The sequence below is a fragment of the Pseudomonas sp. CP-1 genome (assembly GCF_021213715.1).
Lineage (GTDB): Bacteria > Pseudomonadota > Gammaproteobacteria > Pseudomonadales > Pseudomonadaceae > Pseudomonas > Pseudomonas aeruginosa.
Genome location: NZ_JAJQKY010000026.1, coordinates 12,272 through 33,465 on the forward strand (window position 1 = coordinate 12,272; position 21,194 = coordinate 33,465).

Below are 21,194 nucleotides of genomic sequence, written 5' to 3' on the forward strand. Positions count from 1 at the left end.
GTTTGGGACAGCCTTATCATTCGCTACAGGCTATGTCTTTACTGGGCTCGACGTACTTATCAACAGAAAAGCCGCTGCTAAGTAATAAACACAAGTTCTAAAAAGATATAAACATTCCTTTCCTTTTATTTTTTGTAAGCCCGCCGAGCCGTTTTGCTCCCTCGATCTGGATTGGCTATTTTTTGTCCAGGAGTCTTCATTCAGGTTCGCTAAATCCTTATACTGTCCGGCTTTCCTGAATTCCTGCTTCTGAACAGGCCGAGGTGCGTGGTGGATTTTCCTACCCGTTTTGACGTAATCGTGATCGGCGGTGGCCATGCAGGCACCGAAGCCGCACTCGCGGCTGCGCGCATGGGTGTGAAAACCCTGCTGTTGACCCACAATGTGGAAACCCTGGGGCAGATGAGCTGCAACCCCGCCATCGGCGGCATCGGCAAGAGCCATCTGGTCAAGGAAATCGACGCCCTTGGCGGCGCCATGGCCGAAGCCACCGACAAGGGCGGTATCCAGTTCCGCATCCTTAACAGCCGCAAGGGGCCGGCAGTGCGCGCCACTCGTGCACAAGCCGATCGCGTGCTCTATAAGGCCGCTATCCGCCATACACTGGAAAACCAGCCGAACCTGTGGATATTCCAGCAGGCCTGCGACGACCTGATCGTCGAGCAGGATCAGGTCCGCGGCGTAGTGACCCAGATGGGACTGCGCTTCCATGCCGACAACGTGGTCCTGACTACCGGCACCTTCCTCGGCGGACTTATCCACATCGGCCTGGAGAACTACTCAGGCGGACGCGCCGGCGACCCGCCGTCCATCGCACTGGCGCGTCGTCTGCGTGAATTGCCGCTGCGGGTCGGCCGGCTGAAGACCGGTACGCCGCCGCGGATCGACGGGCGCAGCGTGGACTTCTCGGTGATGACCGAGCAGCCGGGCGACACGCCGATCCCGGTGATGTCCTTCCTCGGTTCGAAGGAACAGCATCCCGAGCAGGTCAGTTGCTGGATCACCCATACCAACGCCCGGACCCACGAGATCATCGCCGCCAATCTCGATCGTTCGCCGATGTATTCCGGTGTGATCGAAGGCATCGGCCCGCGCTACTGCCCTTCGATCGAAGACAAGATCCATCGCTTCGCCGACAAGGAAAGCCACCAGGTCTTCCTCGAGCCGGAAGGCCTGACGACCCACGAGCTGTATCCCAACGGCATTTCCACGTCCCTGCCGTTCGACGTGCAACTGCAGATCGTGCGTTCCATCCGTGGCATGGAAAACGCCCACATCGTGCGGCCGGGCTATGCGATCGAGTACGACTTCTTCGATCCCCGCGATCTCAGGTACAGCCTGGAGACCAAGGTCATCGGCGGCCTGTTCTTCGCCGGCCAGATCAACGGCACCACCGGCTACGAGGAAGCTGGCGCCCAGGGCCTGCTGGCCGGCGCCAATGCTGCGTTGCGTTCGCAAGGCAAGGACAGCTGGTGCCCGCGCCGCGACGAGGCCTACATCGGCGTGCTGGTGGACGACCTGATCACGCTCGGCACCCAGGAGCCGTACCGCATGTTCACCTCGCGGGCGGAATACCGCCTGATCCTCCGCGAGGACAACGCCGACCTGCGTCTCACCGAGAAGGGACGCGAGCTGGGCCTTGTCGACGATCGGCGCTGGGCTGCCTTCGAAGCCAAGCGCGAAGGTATCGAACGCGAGGAACAGCGGCTGAAGAGCACCTGGGTGCGGCCGAATACCCCGCAGGGCGACGCCATCGCCGAGCGCTTCGGTACGCCGCTGACCCATGAATACAATCTGCTCAACCTGCTGAGCCGCCCCGAGATCGATTACGCCGGCCTGGTGGAGATCACCGGCAACGCTGTGGATAACCCCCAGGTGGCCGAGCAGGTGGAGATTCGCACCAAGTACGCCGGCTACATCGACCGCCAGCAGGAGGAAATCTCCCGTCTGCGCGCCAGCGAAGATACCCGCCTGCCTGTGGATATCGATTACCTGGGGATTTCCGGCCTGTCGAAGGAAATCCAGAACAAGCTGAACCAGGCCCGTCCGGAAACCCTCGGACAGGCTTCGCGGATCCCCGGCGTCACGCCGGCTGCGATTTCGCTGTTGTTGATCCACCTGAAGAAGCGTGCCTCTGGCCGCCAACTGGAGCAGAGCGCTTGATGTCTGCGGTAACCCAACACCACGCCGACGAACTCGCGCGCGGTGCTGACGAGCTAGGCGTCGCCCTCGACGCCGACAAGCAACGCCAGCTGCTGGCCTACCTGGCCCTGCTGATCAAATGGAACAAGGCCTACAACCTGACCGCCGTACGCGACCCGGACGAGATGGTTTCGCGCCACCTGCTCGACAGCCTGAGCATCGTGCCTTATGCCGAGGCTGGGGATAACTGGCTGGATGTCGGCAGCGGCGGCGGCATGCCCGGCGTGCCGCTGGCCATTCTGTTCCCGGAAAAGCGCCTGACCCTGCTCGACAGCAACGGCAAGAAGACCCGCTTCCTGACCCAGGTGAAGCTCGAGCTGAAGCTGGCCAACCTCGAAGTCGTGCACAGCCGGGTGGAAGCCTTCCGTCCCGAGAGCCCCTTCGATGGCATCGTTTCCCGCGCTTTCAGCAGCCTGGAGGACTTCGCCAACTGGACCCGCCACCTCGGTGGCCAGGAAACCCGCTGGCTGGCGATGAAGGGCGTGCATCCGAACGAAGAGCTGGCGGCACTCCCGGAGGATTTCCGGGTCGAAGCCGAGCACGCGCTGGCGGTACCCGGTTGCCAAGGTCAGCGGCATCTGCTGATACTGCGGCGCACAGCATGAGGGGGAACAGGGATAACCATGGCTAAGGTATTCGCGATCGCCAACCAGAAAGGCGGTGTCGGCAAGACCACGACCTGTATCAACCTCGCGGCCTCCCTCGTGGCGACCAAGCGCCGCGTCCTCCTGCTGGACCTGGATCCCCAGGGCAACGCCACCACCGGCAGCGGCATCGACAAGCACAACCTGGAGCACTCCATCTACGACGTGCTCACCGGCGAGTGCAACCTCGCCGAGGCCATGCAGTTCTCCGAACACGGCGGCTACCAGTTGCTGCCGGCCAACCGCGACCTGACCGCCGCGGAAGTGGTGCTGCTGGAAATGGACATGAAGGAAAATCGCCTGCGCAACGCGCTGGCGCCGATCCGCGAGAACTACGACTACATCCTCATCGACTGCCCGCCGTCGCTGTCGATGCTCACCGTCAACGCGCTGACCGCCGCCGACGGCGTGATCATCCCCATGCAGTGCGAGTACTACGCGCTGGAGGGGCTGACCGACCTGATGAACAGCATCCAGCGCATCGGCCAGTTGCTCAACCCGACGCTGAAGATCGAGGGTCTGTTGCGGACCATGTACGATCCGCGCATCAGCCTGACCAACGATGTCTCCGCACAGTTGCAGGAGCATTTCGGCGACACCCTCTACAGCACCGTCATCCCGCGTAACGTGCGCCTCGCCGAAGCCCCCAGCTTCGGCATGCCGGCGCTGGTTTACGACAAGCAATCCCGCGGCGCCATCGCCTACCTGGCGCTGGCCGGCGAGCTGGTCCGCCGCCAGCGCGCCAAAGGCCGCGCCGCAACCGCATAAGGAACCCGCATGGCAGCCAAGAAACGTGGACTGGGACGCGGGCTCGATGCCCTGCTGGGCGGCTCGAGTCCCGCCAAACTGCAGGAGGAAGCCGTACAGGCCGACCGCCGCGAGTTGCAGCAGATCCCCCTCGACCTGATGCAGCGCGGCAAGTACCAGCCGCGTCGCGACATGGACCCTCAGGCGCTGGAGGAACTGGCGCAGTCGATCAAGGCCCAGGGCGTGATGCAGCCCATCGTGGTGCGGCCGATCGCCAATGGCCGCTACGAGATCATCGCCGGCGAGCGGCGCTGGCGGGCCAGCCAGCAGGCCGGACTGGAAAAGATCCCGGCGCTGGTGCGCGACGTGCCGGACGAAGCGGCCATCGCCATGGCGCTGATCGAGAACATCCAGCGCGAGGACCTCAACCCGATCGAGGAAGCCGCTGCCCTGCAGCGCTTGCAGCAGGAGTTCCAGCTGACCCAGCAGCAGGTCGCGGAAGCGGTCGGCAAGTCGCGCGCGACCATTACCAACCTGCTGCGCCTGATCGGCCTGCCGGAAGAGATCAAGACCCTGCTTTCCCATGGCGACCTGGAGATGGGCCACGCCCGTGCGCTCCTCGGTCTGCCGGCAGAACGGCAGGTGGAAGGGGCGCGACATGTTGTCGCACATGGGCTGACCGTACGTCAGACCGAAGCCCTGGTTCGGCAGTGGACGCATGCCCCGGGCAAGCCTGCGGGACCGGTCAAGAGCGACCCGGACATCGCCCGCCTGGAACAGCGCCTGGCCGAGCGCCTGGGCGCTTCGGTGCAGATCCGGCATGGTCAGAAGGGCAAGGGACAGTTGGTCATCCGCTACAGCTCCCTGGATGAACTGCAGGGCGTTCTCGCCCACATCCGTTGACACACTTTGGGTTGTAGCGGGTAGTCGGAAATCACTACCAGCCAGTTGAACAGGGGGGACTCCCCCCCTATACTCTGCGCGCTATTTTGTGGGCACTTTTTATGCCAAGTCGTTGATTTGGCAGTGCCGACACCAGAAGACTGAGAGCGCGATGGAGTCCCGCATGCCAAGTCGCCTGCCGGCATTCAGATTGCTGCTCGTCCAACTGGTAGTAGTGCTTGTTGCTGCGATCTCCCTGTGGATTTCTTGGGGACCGGTAGCCGGATATTCCGGACTGCTGGGAGGGATGATCGCCTGGTTGCCGAATTGTTATTTCGCCTACAAAGCGTTCCGTTTCAGCGGAGCGCGGGCTGCCCGGGAAATCGTTCGCTCTTTCTATGCGGGCGAAGCCGGGAAACTGATTCTGACGGCGGTGCTCTTCGCACTGGCGTTCGCAGGCGTGAAGCCACTGATGGCGCCGGCTCTGTTCGGTGTCTATCTGCTGACCCTGATGGTCAGCTGGTGCGCACCCCTGCTGATGGGAAAAACATTTACAAGACCTTAGAGCGATTGAGGCAAACATGGCAGCAGAAACCGCTTCGGGTTACATCCAGCACCACTTGCAGAACCTGACCTTCGGGCGTCTGCCTAATGGTGATTGGGGGTTCGCCCACACCGCCGAGCAAGCCAAGGAAATGGGCTTCTGGGCATTCCACGTAGACACCCTGGGCTGGTCGGTACTGCTCGGCGTGGTGTTCCTGTTCATCTTCCGCCTGGCAGCCAAGAAGGCCACCAGCGGCCAGCCGGGTGGACTGCAGAACTTCGTCGAGGTGATGGTCGAGTTCGTCGACACCAGCGTCAAGGACACCTTCCACGGGCGCAACCCGTTGATCGCGCCCCTGGCCCTGACCGTGTTCGTCTGGATCTTCCTGCTCAACCTGATCGACCTGGTTCCGGTGGACTACCTGCCGATGCTGGCCGCGAAGATCACCGGCGACGAGCACCTGTTCTTCCGCGCGGTGGCCACCACCGACCCGAACGCCACCCTCGGCCTGTCGATCTCGGTGTTCGCCCTGATCATCTTCTACAGCATCAAGGTCAAGGGCATCGGCGGCTTCCTCGGTGAACTGACCCTGCACCCCTTCAGCAGCAAGAACATCGTCGTTCAGATCCTGCTGATTCCGGTGAACTTCCTGCTCGAGTTCGTGACCCTGATCGCCAAGCCGGTTTCGCTGGCGCTGCGTCTGTTCGGCAACATGTATGCCGGCGAACTGATCTTCATTCTGATCGCCGTCATGTTCGGTAGCGGAATGTTCCTGCTGAGTGCCCTGGGCGTAGCCCTGAACTGGGCGTGGGCTGTGTTCCACATCCTGATCATCACCCTGCAGGCCTTCATCTTCATGATGCTGACCATCGTCTACCTGTCGATGGCGCACGAAGACAACCATTAATCGATTCGCTTCAACCTTTAACCAACACGACAAAAAGTCGGGAGGAAAAATGGAAACTGTAGTTGGACTGACTGCTATCGCCGTTGCTCTGCTGATTGGCCTGGGTGCCCTGGGTACCGCCATCGGTTTCGGTCTGCTGGGTGGCAAGTTCCTGGAAGGCGCAGCTCGTCAGCCTGAAATGGTTCCGATGCTGCAGGTGAAAATGTTCATCGTCGCCGGCCTGCTGGACGCCGTGACCATGATCGGTGTGGGTATCGCCCTGTTCTTCACCTTCGCGAATCCCTTCGTTGGTCAAATCGCCGGCTAATCACTCGAATCATTCGATTTGAGTGTTTGACGGACAACGAACGAGCGAGGTGTTGGCGTGAACATTAATGCAACCCTGATTGGCCAGTCCGTTGCGTTCTTCATCTTTGTGCTGTTCTGCATGAAGTTCGTGTGGCCTCCGGTCATCGCGGCTCTGCAAGAGCGTCAGAAGAAGATCGCTGACGGCCTGGACGCTGCCAACCGCGCGGCTCGTGATCTGGAGCTGGCTCATGAGAAAGCGGGCCAGCAACTGCGCGAAGCCAAGGCTCAGGCAGCCGAAATCGTCGAACAGGCGAAGAAACGCGCTAACCAGATCGTCGATGAAGCCCGCGACCAGGCCCGTACCGAAGGCGAACGCCTGAAGGCCCAGGCCCAAGCGGAAATCGAACAGGAACTGAACAGCGTCAAGGACGCCCTGCGTGCCCAAGTGGGTGCCCTGGCCGTCACCGGCGCAGAGAAGATCCTGGGTGCTTCGATCGACGCAAACGCGCACGAGCAGCTGGTTTCCAAACTGGCAGCCGAGATCTAAGCGAGGGCGCTATGGCAGAACTGACCACGTTGGCTCGTCCCTACGCAAAGGCGGCTTTCGAGTACGCCCAGGCTCATCAGCAACTGGCCGATTGGTCGGCTGCGCTGGGTGTGCTGGCCGCAGTGTCGCAGGACGACACCGTGCGCCAGCTGCTCAAAGAGCCTCAGCTGACCTCTTCGGCCAAGGCCCAGAGCCTGATCGATGTGTGCGGCGACAAGCTGAATGCACCAGCCCAGAACTTCGTCCGGACTGTGGCTGAGAACAAGCGGCTCGAACTGCTGCCGACCATCGCTGAGATGTACGAGCAGTTGAAGGCCGAGCAGGAAAAGTCGGTCGAGGTAGAAGTCACCAGTGCCTTCACCTTGAGCAAAGAACAGCAGGACAAACTCGCCAAGGCTCTCAGCGCCCGGCTCAGTCGCGAAGTGCGGCTACATGCGTCGGAAGACGCGAGCCTGATCGGCGGCGTGATCATTCGCGCCGGTGACTTGGTAATCGATGGCTCGGTGCGCGGCAAGCTCGCGAAACTGGCCGAAGCGTTGAAATCTTGAGTTTGAAGGGGCAGCGGCATGCAGCAACTCAATCCTTCCGAAATTAGTGAAATCATCAAGGGGCGCATCGAGAAACTCGACGTCGCCTCCCAAGCACGAAACGAAGGCACCATCGTCAGCGTGTCCGACGGTATCGTGCGCATCTACGGTCTGGCCGACGTCATGTACGGCGAGATGATCGAGTTCCCGGGCGGCGTCTACGGTATGGCGCTGAACCTGGAGCAGGATTCCGTGGGTGCCGTGGTCCTGGGTGAATACCAGGGCCTCGCCGAAGGCATGAACGCCAAGTGCACCGGGCGCATCCTGGAGGTTCCGGTTGGTCCGGAACTGCTGGGTCGCGTAGTCGATGCACTGGGCAATCCGATCGACGGCAAGGGCCCGATCGACGCCAAGGCCACCGACGCGGTCGAGAAGGTCGCTCCGGGCGTGATCTGGCGTAAGTCGGTAGACCAGCCGGTACAGACCGGCTACAAGTCGGTCGACGCCATGATCCCGGTAGGCCGTGGCCAGCGCGAGCTGATCATCGGCGACCGCCAGATCGGCAAGACCGCCCTCGCGGTCGACGCCATCATCAACCAGAAAGACAGCGGCATTAAGTGCGTCTACGTGGCCATCGGCCAGAAGCAATCCACTATCGCCAACGTCGTACGCAAGCTGGAAGAGAACGGTGCCCTGGCCAACACCATCGTGGTCGCCGCCAGCGCCTCCGAGTCCGCCGCCCTGCAATACCTGGCGCCGTACTCCGGTTGCACCATGGGCGAATACTTCCGTGATCGCGGTGAAGACGCCCTGATCGTCTACGACGACCTGTCCAAGCAGGCCGTGGCTTATCGCCAGATCTCCCTGCTGCTGCGCCGTCCGCCGGGCCGCGAAGCCTACCCGGGCGACGTGTTCTATCTCCACAGCCGTCTGCTGGAGCGCGCTTCCCGCGTTTCCGAAGAGTATGTCGAGAAGTTCACCAACGGCGCCGTGACCGGCAAGACCGGCTCGCTGACCGCGCTGCCGATCATCGAGACCCAGGCCGGCGACGTTTCCGCGTTCGTTCCGACCAACGTGATCTCGATCACCGACGGCCAGATCTTCCTGGAATCCGCCATGTTCAACTCGGGTATCCGTCCGGCCGTCAACGCCGGTATCTCGGTATCCCGCGTAGGTGGCGCGGCCCAGACCAAGATCATCAAGAAGCTGTCCGGCGGCATTCGTACCGCTCTGGCCCAGTACCGTGAACTGGCGGCCTTCGCCCAGTTCGCCTCGGACCTGGACGAAGCGACCCGCAAGCAGCTGGAGCATGGTCAGCGCGTTACCGAGCTGATGAAGCAGAAGCAGTACGCGCCGATGTCGATCGCCGAGATGTCGCTGTCCCTGTATGCCGCCGAGCGTGGCTTCCTGCAGGACGTCGAAATCGCCAAGGTCGGTAGCTTCGAGCAGGCGTTGATCTCCTACTTCCAGCGCGAGCATGCCGCTCTGCTGGCGAAGATCAACGAGAAAGGTGACTTCAACGACGAAATCGACGCGGGCATCAAGGCCGGCATCGAGAAGTTCAAGGCCACCCAAACCTGGTAAGCCGCAGCGGGAGCCGCGAGGCTCCCGCCTGCTAACCCGATAGGTGTCAAATGGCAGGCGCAAAAGAGATTCGCAGCAAGATTGCGAGCATCAAAAGCACGCAAAAGATCACCAATGCCATGGAAAAAGTGGCGGTGAGCAAGATGCGCAAGGCACAAATGCGCATGGCGGCCGGCCGTCCCTACGCGGAGCGTATTCGCCAGGTGATCGGCCATCTGGCCAACGCCAACCCGGAATACCGTCACCCGTTCATGGTCGAGCGTGAAGTCAAGCGCGTCGGCTACATCGTGGTGAGCAGTGACCGTGGTCTGTGCGGCGGTCTGAACATCAACCTGTTCAAGTCCCTCGTCAAGGACATGAGCGGCTACCGCGAGCAAGGGGCGGAAATCGACCTTTGCGTGATCGGTAGCAAGGGCGCTTCGTTCTTCCGCAGTTTCGGCGGCAACGTCGTGGCAGCTATCAGCCACCTCGGCGAAGAGCCTTCGATCAACGACCTGATCGGCAGTGTCAAGGTGATGCTCGACGCATACCTCGAAGGCCGTATCGATCGCCTGTTCGTGGTCTCCAACAAGTTCGTCAACACCATGACCCAGAAGCCGACCGTGGAACAGCTGATTCCGCTGGTGGCCGATGACGATCAGGAGCTGAAGCACCACTGGGACTATCTCTACGAACCCGACGCCAAGTCGCTCCTCGACGGGCTGCTGGTGCGTTACGTGGAATCCCAGGTGTACCAGGCCGTGGTTGAGAATAACGCCTGTGAGCAGGCGGCCCGGATGATTGCAATGAAGAACGCTACCGACAACGCCGGCGAGCTGATCAGCGATTTGCAGCTGATCTACAACAAGGCGCGTCAGGCGGCGATCACCCAGGAAATCTCGGAAATCGTCGGCGGCGCTGCCGCGGTGTAAGAACAGGTTCAAAATTCAGAGGAACCAGACATGAGTAGCGGACGTATCGTTCAAATCATCGGCGCCGTGATCGACGTGGAATTCCCGCGCGATGCCGTGCCGAGCATCTATGAAGCCCTGAAGGTTCAGGGCGTTGAAACCACCCTGGAAGTCCAGCAGCAGCTGGGCGACGGCGTGGTTCGTTCCATTGCGATGGGTTCCACCGAAGGCCTCAAGCGTGGCCTGAACGTGGACAGCACTGGTGCTGCCATCTCCGTGCCGGTCGGTAAAGCGACCCTGGGCCGGATCATGGACGTACTGGGCAACCCGATCGACGAAGCCGGCCCCATCGGCGAAGAAGAGCGCTGGGGCATCCACCGCGAAGCTCCGTCCTATGCCGACCAGGCTGGCGGCAACGAGCTGCTGGAAACCGGCATCAAGGTGATCGACCTGGTCTGCCCGTTCGCCAAGGGCGGCAAGGTAGGCCTGTTCGGCGGCGCCGGCGTGGGCAAGACCGTCAACATGATGGAACTGATCCGTAACATCGCCATCGAGCACAGCGGTTATTCCGTGTTCGCGGGTGTGGGCGAGCGTACTCGTGAGGGTAACGACTTCTACCACGAGATGAAGGACTCCAACGTACTGGACAAGGTAGCCCTGGTATACGGCCAGATGAACGAGCCGCCGGGCAACCGTCTGCGCGTCGCACTGACCGGCCTGACCATGGCCGAGAAGTTCCGTGACGAAGGCCGTGACGTTCTGTTGTTCATCGACAACATCTACCGTTACACCCTCGCCGGTACCGAAGTGTCCGCACTGCTGGGCCGTATGCCGTCCGCGGTGGGCTATCAGCCGACCCTGGCCGAAGAGATGGGCGTTCTGCAGGAACGCATCACCTCCACCAAGAAAGGTTCGATCACCTCGATCCAGGCCGTATACGTTCCCGCGGACGACCTCACCGACCCGTCCCCGGCGACCACCTTCGCCCACCTGGACGCGACCGTCGTACTGTCCCGTGACATCGCCTCGCTGGGTATCTACCCCGCGGTCGACCCGCTGGACTCGACCTCTCGCCAGCTCGATCCGCTGGTGATCGGCCAGGATCACTACGACACCGCTCGCGGCGTCCAGTATGTTCTGCAGCGCTACAAGGAGCTGAAGGACATCATCGCGATCCTGGGCATGGACGAACTGTCCGAAGCCGACAAGCTGCTGGTGGCGCGCGCTCGTAAGATCCAGCGCTTCCTGTCCCAGCCGTTCTTCGTAGCGGAAGTCTTCACCGGCTCGCCGGGCAAGTACGTTTCCCTGAAGGACACCATCGCTGGCTTCAAGGGCATTCTCAACGGCGACTACGATCACCTGCCGGAGCAGGCGTTCTACATGGTCGGCGGTATCGAAGAAGCGGTCGAGAAAGCCAAAAAACTGTAATCCTGTGCGCCCGGCGACGGGCGCTCATGTGAGGCAAGCGTATGGCCATAACAGTCCATTGCGACATCGTCAGCGCCGAGGCGGAGATCTTCTCCGGCCTGGTCGAGATGGTTATCGCGCACGGCGCTCTGGGTGACCTGGGTATCGCCCCGGGCCACGCGCCGCTGATCACCGACCTGAAACCGGGCCCCATCCGCCTGGTCAAGCAGGGCGGCGAGCAGGAGGTGTACTACATCTCCGGCGGTTTCCTCGAAGTCCAGCCGAACATGGTCAAGGTCCTCGCCGACACCGTGGTTCGTGCCGGCGACCTCGACGAAGCGGCCGCCCAGGAAGCCCTGAAGGCTGCCGAAAAGGCGCTGCAGGGCAAGGGCGCCGAGTTCGACTACAGCGCCGCTGCCGCGCGTCTGGCCGAAGCCGCAGCCCAGCTGCGCACCGTCCAGCAACTGCGCAAGAAGTTCGGCGGCTGATTTCCAGCCGGTACTTCTAGCGGTGTCAGGGAAAAGGGTAGCCTGTGGGCTACCCTTTTTTCGTTTTGCATCTTCACTCACAGGTTTTGCCTGTGACCACCAGGAACGGTAGTCCAGTCCATGTCCCTTGAAATCGTGATTCTCGCCGCCGGCCAGGGCACCCGCATGCGTTCGGCCCTGCCCAAGGTCCTCCATCCCATTGCCGGCAAGCCGATGCTCGGCCACGTCATCGACTGCGCGCGCCAGTTGCAGCCGGAACGGATCCACGTGGTGATCGGCCACGGCGCGGATCTGGTGCGTGAGCGGATGGCCGCCGACGACCTGAATTTCGTGCTCCAGGCCGAACAGCTCGGTACGGGCCATGCGGTGGCCCAGGCCCTGCCGTTCCTCAGTGCAGACCAGGTGCTGATCCTCTACGGCGACGTGCCGCTGATCCAGCTGGACACCTTGCAGCGCCTGCTGGCGCAAGTCACCCCGGACCAGTTGTCGTTGCTCACCGTCGACATGCTCGACCCCACCGGCTACGGCCGCATCGTCCGTGACGACCAGGGCGCGGTGCAGGCCATCGTCGAGCACAAGGACGCGACCCCGGCGCAGCGCCAGATCGGCGAGATCAACACCGGCATCCTCGCGGTGCCGGGCAAGCGCCTTGCCGACTGGCTCGGCCGCCTGTCCAACGACAACGCCCAGGGCGAGTACTACCTGACCGACGTGATCGCCATGGCGGTCGGCGACGGCCTGGTGGTTGCCAGCGCCCAACCGCTGGACGCGATGGAAGTGCAGGGCGTCAATGACCGCATGCAACAGGCCCAGCTGGAGCGTCACTACCAGCGCCTGCGCGCGGAGGAGCTGATGCGCCAGGGCGTGACCCTGCTCGATCCGCAGCGCCTGGATGTCCGTGGCGAAATCTCGGTCGGCCGCGACGTGCTGATCGACGTCAACGTGGTGCTGGAAGGCCGCGTGGTGATCGAGGACGACGTGCGCATCGGACCGAACTGCGTGATTCGCGACAGCGTCCTGCGGCGTGGCGCGGTGATCAAGGCCAACAGCCATCTGGAAGGCGCGGAGCTGGGCGAGGGTAGCGATGCCGGTCCGTTCGCCCGCCTGCGTCCGGGCAGCGTGCTCGGCGCTCGGGCCCATGTCGGCAACTTCGTCGAACTGAAGAATGCCCGCCTGGGCGAGGGCAGCAAGGCCGGCCACCTGAGCTACCTGGGCGATGCCGAGCTGGGCGCCAACTGCAACATCGGCGCCGGCACCATCACCTGCAACTACGATGGCGCGAACAAGTTCCGCACCGAGCTGGGCGACGATGTGTTCATCGGCTCGAACAACTCGCTGGTGGCGCCGCTGAAGATCGGCGATGGCGCGACGACCGCGGCCGGCTCCACCATCACCCATGAGGTTCCGGCGAAGAACCTGGCCTTCGGCCGCGCCCGGCAGAAGAACCTGGAAAACTGGAAGCGCCCGGAAAAAATCAAGAAGTAACGGAGCGGCACGGATGCCGAAGCCTGCGAAATGGATCGTGCTGGGGCTGCTCATAGCCTGGGCGGTGCTGCCCGAATGGCCGCGGATACCCGTCGAAGGCGCCAGTGCCCGCGACTGGAATCCGCGAACCTTCTGGTTCGAGCCCTGGGGGCGCTCCGGAGTGCACAAGGGCATCGACATCTTCGCCCGCAGCGGCACCCCCGTACGCTCCGCCAGCTACGGCCTGGTGCTCTATCGCGGGGAGATCGCCCTCGGCGGCAAGGTCGTCCTGGTGCTGGCGCCCAAGTGGCGCCTGCATTACTACGCCCATCTCGATAGCCTCGACACCTATCCGGGCCAGCCGGTCCTCGCCGGTTCCCGCCTGGGTGCGGTCGGAACCACCGGCAACGCGCGCGGCAAGCCGGCCCACCTGCACTACGCGATCATCACCTTGCTGCCCTATCCCTGGCTGGCCGACGCCAGCACCCAGGGTTGGAAGAAAATGTTCTACCTCGATCCCAATACGGTGCTGCCGAGCCGATGAAAAGTCATTGACGGGAATCGCCGGATAAGTTTTGATTCGCACACTTTTCTTTCGAAACGAAACTTAAGTGATCTCGAAACGTAATACGCCGCAACGTCGCCATGCCATCCTCGCGCTGCTTTCCGAGCAGGGCGAGGTCAGCGTGGACGCACTCGCCAAGCGCTTTTCCACCTCGGAAGTGACCATCCGCAAGGACCTCGCCGCCATGGAAAGCCACGGCCTGCTGTTGCGTCGCTACGGCGGTGCGGTGCCGATGCCGCAGGAACTGATCGGCGAAGCCGCGCAGCCCGTCTCGCCCTACAAGCAGGCTATCGGTCGCGCCGCCGCGGCGCGCATCCGCGAGCATGCGCGGATCATCATCGACAGTGGCAGCACCACCGCGGCGATGATCCCCGAACTCGGGCACAAGCCGGGCCTGGTGGTGATGACCAACTCACTGAACGTGGTCAACGCCCTGCGCGAACTGGAGCACGAGCCGGTGCTGCTGATGACCGGGGGGACCTGGGATCCGCATTCCGAGTCGTTCCAGGGGCAGGTTGCCGAGCAGGTGCTGCGTTCCTATGACTTCGACCAACTATTCATCGGTGCCGACGGCATCGATCTCGAACGCGGGACGACCACGTTCAACGAATTGCTGGGCCTGAGCCGGGTGATGGCCGAGGTCGCCCGCGAGGTGATCGTCATGGCCGAGGCCGACAAGGTCGGTCGGCGCATTCCCAACCAGGAATTGCCCTGGAGCAGCATCCATACCCTGATTACCGACGAGCGCCTGGAACCTTCCGCGCGCGAACAGATAACCGCCCGGGGCGTCACGCTGATCTGCGCCCCGGTCGAGGCCTGAAAGGAGAAAGACCCCATGTGTGGAATCGTAGGCGCGATCGCCGAGCGCAACATCACCCCCATCCTCATCGAAGGCCTCAAGCGCCTCGAGTATCGCGGCTACGACAGCGCCGGCGTGGCGGTCTTCGATAACGAAGGCAGGCTGCAGCGCTGCCGCCGGGTCGGCAAGGTCGCCAGCCTGGAGGAAGGCCTGGCCGGTACGCCGCTGCTCGGCCGCCTGGGCATCGCCCATACCCGCTGGGCGACCCACGGCGCGCCAACCGAAGGCAACGCCCACCCGCATTTCTCCAGCGACGAACTGGCGGTGGTGCACAACGGCATCATCGAGAACCACGAACCTCTCCGTGAGCGGCTCAAGGGCCTGGGCTACGTGTTCACCTCGCAAACCGACACCGAGGTCATCGTCCACCTGCTGCATCACAAGCTGCAGTCCATCGGCGACCTGACCCTGGCGCTGAAGGACGCGGTCAAGGAATTGCACGGGGCCTATGGCCTGGCAGTGATCAGCGCGGCGCAGCCGGACCGCATCGTCGCCGCCCGCAGCGGCAGCCCGCTGGTGATCGGCCTCGGGCTTGGCGAGAACTTCCTCGCTTCCGACCAACTGGCGCTGCGCCAGGTGACCGACCGCTTCATCTACCTGGAAGAAGGCGATATCGCCGAGATCCGTCGCGACAGCGTGCGCCTGTGGGATGTCCAGGGCAACGACGTGCAGCGCGAGACCGTGCAGTACCACGAAGGCGCCGAAGCCGCCGACAAGGGCGAGTACCGGCACTTCATGCTCAAGGAAATCCACGAGCAGCCCAGCGTCGTGCAGCGCACCCTGGAAGGCCGCCTCGGGCAGAACCAGGTAATGGTGGAAAGCTTCGGCCCGCAGGCGGCGGAGCTGTTCGCCAAGGTTCGCAACGTGCAGATCGTCGCCTGCGGTACCAGCTACCACGCCGGCATGGTCGCCCGTTACTGGCTGGAAAGCCTGACCGGGATTCCCTGCCAGGTGGAGGTTGCCAGCGAGTTCCGCTACCGCAAGGTCGCGGTGCAGCCGGATTGCCTGTTCGTCACCATCTCCCAGTCCGGTGAGACCGCCGACACCCTGGCTGCCCTGCGCAACGCCAAGGAGCTGGGCTTCCTCTCCAGCGTGGCGATCTGCAACGTTGCCACCAGTTCGCTGGTGCGCGAATCCGACCTGACCCTGCTGACCCAGGCCGGCCCGGAAATCGGCGTGGCCTCGACCAAGGCCTTCACCACCCAGTTGGTCGCCCTGCTGCTGCTGACCCTGGGCATCGGCCAGGTGCAGAAGCGCCTGGCCGATGGCGTCGAAGCCGAGCTGGTGGACGAACTGCGTCGCCTGCCGACCCGGCTGGGCGAGGCGCTGGCGATGAACCGGACGGTGGAGAAGGTTTCCGAGCTGTTCGCCGAGAAGCACCACACCCTGTTCCTCGGCCGTGGCGCGCAGTTCCCGGTGGCCCTGGAAGGCGCGCTGAAGCTCAAGGAAATTTCCTATATCCATGCCGAAGCCTACCCGGCCGGCGAACTCAAGCATGGTCCGCTGGCGCTGGTGGACAGCGACATGCCGGTGGTTACCGTGGCGCCGAACAACGAGCTGGTGGAGAAGCTCAAGTCGAACCTGCAGGAAGTCCGCGCCCGCGGCGGCGAACTGGTGGTGTTCGCCGACGAAGGCGCGGGCATCGAGGCTGGCGAGGGCACCCATGTGGTGGGCATGCCGCACATCGGCGACGTGCTCTCGCCGATCCTTTACACCATCCCGTTGCAATTGCTCTCGTACCATGTCGCCGTGCTCAAGGGCACCGACGTCGACCAGCCGCGCAACCTGGCCAAGTCGGTCACCGTCGAGTAACGCTGGCCGCGTACCCGAGAAGCCGGGGCAGGCATGCGGCCCCGGTGATCGCGGCGCTCGCCGTCAATCGCGCAACGGCAGCGCCTCGTCGCTCCTGCGGCTGGCGAACCAGTCCAGCACGGTGAGCCAGGCGCCGATCCCCAGGCCGATGCCCAATACCCACAGGGTGGCGGGCGGCCCCCTCAGCTCCAGCAGTCGCACAGCCAGGGGCACGCTGGCGAGAATAGCGATGTTGTTGAACGTCTCGGCGAACGACAGCACCATGCCCTTGTCCGGCCCGGAGCGCGAGGCGAGTACCACCGTGCCCGCCGGCGCGCCCAGGCCCAGCGCGGCGCCCCAGGCGCCCAGGCAGCAGAGTGCCACGGGCAACGTTAGCGGCAGGAGCATGAAGGTCGACATCGATAGCACCAGGAGCGCCAGCACCAGCAGGAGCATGTCTTCGTCGCGCTTCAGATAACGTTGCAGGTAACCCGCGGCGAGGTTGCCCACGGCCAGGCCCACGCCGAAGGCGGCGATGCTGACGCCTATCTGCGCGGTGCTGAAGCCGTAGCGCTGGCGCAGCACCTCTCCCGAGAGAAGCAGGCCGGCGACCCCGGTGCCGTTCCAGGCCCCCTTGGCGATCAGTGGCCTGAGGATGCTCCATTGCCTGCACCAGCCCAGCGCGTGGCCCTCGGCGCGCGGTGCCACGGCTTGCACGGGAAGGCGCTGGCGCGCCATCAGGAAGACCAGCACGCAACCGCACGAGACCATCAGGAAGGGCGTCGCCCAGCCGAAGAAGTCCGAGAGGAGGCCGGCCAGTGCCGGGCCGGCGGCAATGCCGAGGGTCATGCCGAGCATCACCTGGCCCATGACACCGGCCTGTCTTTGCGGGGCGACCACCTCCGCGACCAGGGCGAAGGTGGTCGGAATGATGATTGCCGAGGCGATGCCCCCGATTACCCGCAGGACAACGGCAATTTCCAGGGTCGGGGCGATGACGATGGCCAGGGTATCGACGGCGAAGAGGATCAGGGCGAGCAGCAGCAGCTTCCTGCGTTGCATGCGGTCGGAGAAGTAGCCCAGCAACGGCGCGGCGATCGCATAGGAGAACGCGTAGCTGGAGATCAGCCAGGCGGCGCCGCTGGTAGTGGTGTGGAACGCCTGCGCCAGCGGCCCGAGCATGGAGGACAGCATGAACTCGGTCACGCCGACGAAGAACACGGCCATCGACAGGGCCAGCAGGAACAGGCCGTCGAGCTTCTGTGAAGGCGGGGAAATTTTCTGGTTCATGATGTTCTCTTTGGCTGAATGAGCGGACGAACGCCAAGGGGGCGCCGGCTCGCGGAGCCGGCGCCAGGGCCAGGGATGAACCGCTCGGGCTATGGAAGGGATGGTTGTGTGGCTGGTGCGGGAACGGCGGGGAGAAAAGAAGGGAACGAAGCGAGATTCCGGGCGCCAGTGCACGATTTCATCGAAGAAGGCTTCGGAGTATCGCCGCAAGCGGAACCGCCCGGGCTTGGGAGCGCAGGAGAAACTACCCTATGGGAACGTTAGCCGAATTTTGCTCTCCTGCCGGATATCGCGACATTCGCCCCGGTTTGGTTCCCACTTTGGATTGATACTCGGACCAGACCATACCCGGCAACAGGTCAGCGGAACGGTTTCCAGAAGCGCTCCAGCGCCGCCGCCAGCAGTTCCGTATCGCCGCGCGAGTCGCCCCAGGCGCGCAGGGAGTATTGGGTCAGCGGACCGTAGTGCCGCTCCAGGCGGCAGACTTTCTCGTCGCGCCGGCAGTTGCGGCCGACGATCCTGCCGGTCAGTACGCCGTCTACCACTTCCAGCTCGGTGGCGATCAGGTGCACCCCGAGCTTCTCGGCGAACGGCCTGAGTAGCAGCGAAGGTGAGGCGGAACAGATGGTCACGGTGCTGCCGCTGCTGACCTGGTCGGCCACCGCGGTCAATGCGTGGGGACGCATCAGTGTTTCCCAGAAGCGGTTCTGGTAGGCCAGCGCCCGCTCTTCCAGCACATGTACGGGCACATCGGTGAGGAAGGTGGCGATCAGGCGCGCCTTCAGGTCGTCGCGGCCGATACGCCGGCAGAGATAGGCCAGGCTGGGTCCTGCCATGCGCAGCATGCGGCGGACGAACACCCGGTTGCCGAAGGCGAAGCGCAGGAAGGGCACGAAGCTGTCTCGGTATGTCAGCGTACCGTCGAAGTCGAACACGGAGAGAAAGCGTACTTCGCGTGTTTCGAGGGACACGGTCTCGTTCATCGGCGTTCCTTATATCGCTTCCTTTCCTTTGACACGGACTATGCGTCGTTCCGTTATTGCAGCAAGGGAAAGTTTGTATATCAAAACTGTCAATTATTCATAGGCAGACTGGCTGCTAACCTGAATCCGAGTGTTCAGAGGGTTTTGCATCGATAGATAGGAGGCTAAGTAGCCGATAGCAAAACTCTATCAAGGTACTGGACTATAGTGATTCCGTCTTGTGACCAGGAGGTTTGGCATGATTGCACAGCTCCCCTCTGAGTTGCTGTCCCTGCAACTGCCGTTGCGGATCCGCATCGGCGATGCTCAGGCGTTCGATCTGGGGCCGGATCCACAGGTAACCATGGTCATTCGCGATCCCTCGCTGCTAACCGAGATCACCCATCCCAGCCTCGATGCGCTGGGCAAGGCCTACGTCGAGAAGCGCCTCGACATCGAAGGACCGATCAGCCAGGTCATCGGTATCGGCGATGCCCTCAGCGAAGCGCTCGGCGGACCCGATGGCGCCGCGCCGCCGGTTCGCGAAAGCCACGACAAGGTCACCGACGCCGAAGCCATCCATTACCACTACGACCTGTCCAACGACTTCTACCAGCTCTGGCTGGATCCGGAAATGGTCTATTCCTGCGCCTATTTCGAGACCGGCAAGGAAGACCTCGCCACTGCGCAACTGGCCAAGCTCCGCCACCTGTGTCGCAAGCTGCGACTGCAGCCGGGCGAGAAGCTGCTCGATGTCGGTTGCGGCTGGGGGGGCCTGGCGCGCCTGGCCGCTCGCGAGTTCGGCGTCGAGGTCACTGGCATCACATTGAGCAAGGAGCAGCTGGCGCTCGGGCGGAAGCGGGTCAAGGCCGAAGGCCTGGAGGACCGGGTCACCCTCAAGCTGCTGGACTACCGCGACCTGCCGCGCGATGGTCGCTTCGACAAGGTGGTCAGCGTCGGCATGTTCGAGCACGTCGGGCACGCCAACCTGGGGCTGTACTTCCAGCAACTCTACGATGCGGTGCGTCCCGGCGGCCTGGTGATGAACCACGGCATCACCTCGCGCTACACCGACGGCCGCCCGGTGGGCAAGGGGGCCGGCGACTTCATCGATCGCTACGTGTTTCCCCACGGCGAGCTGCCGCACCTGTCGCTGGCGGTGGCGCGGATGAGCGAAGCCGGGCTGGAAGTAGTCGACGTGGAAAGCCTGCGTCTGCACTACGCCCGGACCCTGGACTTTTGGAGCGCCAACCTGGAAGCCAGGCTGAAGGAGGCGGCTCGCCTGGTGCCCGAGGAAACCCTGCGGATCTGGCGGCTGTACCTGGCCGGATGTGCCTACGGCTTCAAGCGCGGCTGGATCAACCTGCACCAGATCCTCGCCATTCGCCCCCACGAGGATGGCTCCCACGAGCTGCCCTGGTCGCGGCGCGACCTGTACGCCTGAACGCCGGCGACCGGCTCCCTTGCGGAGCCGGTCGCGCAATCGGTCCTTGCGGATTGTCCTGCGTGGCGGGGCGGTCTAGTCTGCACGAAGTCCTGCGCGGTCGAGGGAAGCCGGGACGCTTCCGCGACAGCGCGACAACAACGATAAGAACAGGAGACTTCCCATGTCGCTGAGCAGACGCTTCGGTCTTTTCACGCTTGCCGCAACGGTGACCTTCAGTACCGCGGTCTTCGCCGCGCCGACCTTCATCAATATCCTCACCGGCGGCACCAGCGGGGTCTATTACCCCATAGGGGTCGGCCTCTCGCAGATCTACGGGCACGATATCCAGGGCGCGAAAACCTCGGTGCAGGCCACCAAGGCCTCGGTCGAGAACCTCAACCTGCTGCAGGCCGGGCGTGGAGAACTGGCGCTGGCGCTGGGCGACTCGGTCGCAGACGCCTGGAACGGGGTCGCCGACGCCGGCTTCAAGGCGCCGTTGAAAAAGCTGCGGGCTATCGGCAATACCTATCCGAACTATATCCAGGTAGTGGCCAGCCAAGCCTCGGGCATCAAGACCCTGGCCGACCTGAAAGGCAAACGCATTTCGGTGGGCGCGCCCAAGAGCGGTACCGAGCTGAACGCCCGGGCGATCTTCAAGGCCGCCGGCCTGAGCTACGAGGACATGGGCAAGGTGGAGTACCTGCCCTACGCCGAGTCGGTGGAGCTGATCAAGAACCGCCAGCTCGACGCTACGCTGCAATCCTCCGGCTTGGGCATGGCGGCCATCCGCGACCTGGCCTCGACCATGCCGATCACCTTCGTCGCGATCCCGGCGGACGTGGTGGCGAAGATCGACAGCCCGGCCTACCACGCCGCGAGCATTCCCGCCGGCACCTACGACGGCCAGGAGCAGGACGTGCCGACGGTGGCGATCGACAATATCCTGGTCAGCCACTCCGGGGTCAGCGACGAGCTGGCCTACCAGATGACCAAGCTGATGTTCGACAACCTGCCGCGCCTGGTCACCGCCCATGCTGCCGCCAAGGACATCGCCCTGGACAAGGCGGCGAAGAACCTGCCGATTCCGCTGCATCCAGGCGCCGAGCGCTTCTACAAGGAGAAGGGCGTACTGCCCGAGTGAGGCCCGTTTCTCCGTAGCCCCGGTCCGTGCGGCGGACTG

Annotated in this window: 21 protein-coding genes; 19 read left to right on the plus strand and 2 right to left on the minus strand. The window is 63.4% G+C overall.

Features of this window, described 5'->3' with window-relative positions; genetic code table 11:
* Positions 1–270 precede the first annotated feature (270 nt).
* The 17 genes from mnmG (at position 271) to glmS (ending at position 16,357) form a co-directional block, all read left to right on the plus strand.
* Positions 271–2,163 carry a tRNA uridine-5-carboxymethylaminomethyl(34) synthesis enzyme MnmG gene (gene mnmG / locus LT948_RS29950; RefSeq protein ID WP_003114649.1) on the plus strand — a complete coding sequence of 631 codons (1,893 nt, stop codon included), beginning with the start codon at positions 271–273 and terminating at the stop codon, positions 2,161–2,163.
* Positions 2,163–2,807 (plus strand): 16S rRNA (guanine(527)-N(7))-methyltransferase RsmG, encoded by a 645-nt coding sequence (rsmG, locus tag LT948_RS29955; RefSeq protein ID WP_003100242.1) that lies wholly within the window; start codon positions 2,163–2,165, stop codon positions 2,805–2,807. The genes mnmG and rsmG overlap by 1 nt, the downstream gene beginning before the upstream one ends.
* A gap of 18 nt (positions 2,808–2,825) precedes the next feature.
* The gene (gene soj / locus LT948_RS29960) at positions 2,826–3,614 is read left to right on the plus strand and encodes a chromosome partitioning protein Soj (RefSeq protein WP_003097243.1); all 789 of its coding nucleotides are present in this window, start codon (positions 2,826–2,828) and stop codon (positions 3,612–3,614) included.
* 9 nt (positions 3,615–3,623) lie between these two features.
* Entirely contained in the window at positions 3,624–4,496 is an 873-nt protein-coding gene (locus LT948_RS29965; protein ID WP_003100240.1) for a ParB/RepB/Spo0J family partition protein, read from the plus strand.
* Between the two features lie 163 nt (positions 4,497–4,659).
* Complete coding sequence (locus LT948_RS29970; RefSeq protein WP_003097239.1) at positions 4,660–5,040, plus strand: F0F1 ATP synthase subunit I; 381 nt, start codon at positions 4,660–4,662, stop codon at positions 5,038–5,040.
* A gap of 16 nt (positions 5,041–5,056) precedes the next feature.
* Positions 5,057–5,926 (plus strand): F0F1 ATP synthase subunit A, encoded by an 870-nt coding sequence (gene atpB, locus LT948_RS29975; RefSeq protein WP_003097238.1) that lies wholly within the window; start codon positions 5,057–5,059, stop codon positions 5,924–5,926.
* A 49-nt stretch (positions 5,927–5,975) separates the two neighbouring features.
* Positions 5,976–6,233 carry a F0F1 ATP synthase subunit C gene (atpE, locus tag LT948_RS29980; protein ID WP_003097235.1) on the plus strand — a complete coding sequence of 86 codons (258 nt, stop codon included), beginning with the start codon at positions 5,976–5,978 and terminating at the stop codon, positions 6,231–6,233.
* A 57-nt stretch (positions 6,234–6,290) separates the two neighbouring features.
* Positions 6,291–6,761, plus strand: coding sequence for a F0F1 ATP synthase subunit B (locus LT948_RS29985; RefSeq protein ID WP_003100235.1), 471 nt, complete (start codon positions 6,291–6,293; stop codon positions 6,759–6,761).
* A gap of 11 nt (positions 6,762–6,772) precedes the next feature.
* Complete coding sequence (locus LT948_RS29990) at positions 6,773–7,309, plus strand: F0F1 ATP synthase subunit delta (protein ID WP_003097135.1); 537 nt, start codon at positions 6,773–6,775, stop codon at positions 7,307–7,309.
* Between the two features lie 18 nt (positions 7,310–7,327).
* On the plus strand, positions 7,328–8,872 hold the full coding sequence (gene atpA, locus LT948_RS29995; protein WP_003097134.1) for a F0F1 ATP synthase subunit alpha: 1,545 nt from the start codon (positions 7,328–7,330) through the stop codon (positions 8,870–8,872).
* 50 nt (positions 8,873–8,922) lie between these two features.
* A complete protein-coding gene (atpG, locus tag LT948_RS30000; RefSeq protein WP_003097132.1) occupies positions 8,923–9,783 on the plus strand; it encodes a F0F1 ATP synthase subunit gamma in 861 nt (286 codons plus the stop codon).
* Between the two features lie 30 nt (positions 9,784–9,813).
* Positions 9,814–11,190, plus strand: coding sequence for a F0F1 ATP synthase subunit beta (gene atpD / locus LT948_RS30005; RefSeq protein ID WP_003097130.1), 1,377 nt, complete (start codon positions 9,814–9,816; stop codon positions 11,188–11,190).
* Between the two features lie 41 nt (positions 11,191–11,231).
* Positions 11,232–11,657, plus strand: coding sequence for a F0F1 ATP synthase subunit epsilon (locus LT948_RS30010; protein WP_003097128.1), 426 nt, complete (start codon positions 11,232–11,234; stop codon positions 11,655–11,657).
* Positions 11,658–11,777: 120 nt separating this feature from the next.
* Positions 11,778–13,142 carry a bifunctional UDP-N-acetylglucosamine diphosphorylase/glucosamine-1-phosphate N-acetyltransferase GlmU gene (gene glmU, locus LT948_RS30015; protein WP_003114651.1) on the plus strand — a complete coding sequence of 455 codons (1,365 nt, stop codon included), beginning with the start codon at positions 11,778–11,780 and terminating at the stop codon, positions 13,140–13,142.
* A gap of 13 nt (positions 13,143–13,155) precedes the next feature.
* Positions 13,156–13,665, plus strand: a complete 510-nt coding sequence (locus LT948_RS30020) for a M23 family metallopeptidase (protein WP_003109146.1) — start codon at positions 13,156–13,158, stop codon at positions 13,663–13,665.
* 67 nt (positions 13,666–13,732) lie between these two features.
* Positions 13,733–14,506, plus strand: coding sequence for a DeoR/GlpR family DNA-binding transcription regulator (locus tag LT948_RS30025; RefSeq protein WP_003458389.1), 774 nt, complete (start codon positions 13,733–13,735; stop codon positions 14,504–14,506).
* 15 nt (positions 14,507–14,521) lie between these two features.
* Positions 14,522–16,357: a glutamine--fructose-6-phosphate transaminase (isomerizing) gene (gene glmS / locus LT948_RS30030; protein ID WP_003097120.1), complete on the plus strand. Its 1,836-nt coding sequence runs from the start codon at positions 14,522–14,524 to the stop codon at positions 16,355–16,357.
* 63 nt (positions 16,358–16,420) lie between these two features.
* Here glmS and LT948_RS30035 read toward each other — a convergent pair whose 3' ends face one another.
* Positions 16,421–17,626 carry an MFS transporter gene (locus tag LT948_RS30035; RefSeq protein ID WP_033996099.1) on the minus strand — a complete coding sequence of 402 codons (1,206 nt, stop codon included), beginning with the start codon at positions 17,624–17,626 and terminating at the stop codon, positions 16,421–16,423.
* Between the two features lie 359 nt (positions 17,627–17,985).
* Complete coding sequence (locus tag LT948_RS30040; protein ID WP_003097106.1) at positions 17,986–18,609, minus strand: HAD-IB family phosphatase; 624 nt, start codon at positions 18,607–18,609, stop codon at positions 17,986–17,988.
* A 238-nt stretch (positions 18,610–18,847) separates the two neighbouring features.
* Between LT948_RS30040 and cfaB the strand changes: the two genes are divergently transcribed.
* Together cfaB and LT948_RS30050 are read left to right on the plus strand one after the other, a co-directional pair.
* The gene (cfaB, locus tag LT948_RS30045) at positions 18,848–20,032 is read left to right on the plus strand and encodes a C17 cyclopropane fatty acid synthase CfaB (RefSeq protein ID WP_010793612.1); all 1,185 of its coding nucleotides are present in this window, start codon (positions 18,848–18,850) and stop codon (positions 20,030–20,032) included.
* A gap of 163 nt (positions 20,033–20,195) precedes the next feature.
* Positions 20,196–21,155, plus strand: a complete 960-nt coding sequence (locus LT948_RS30050; RefSeq protein WP_003097103.1) for a TAXI family TRAP transporter solute-binding subunit — start codon at positions 20,196–20,198, stop codon at positions 21,153–21,155.
* Positions 21,156–21,194: the final 39 nt, after the last annotated feature.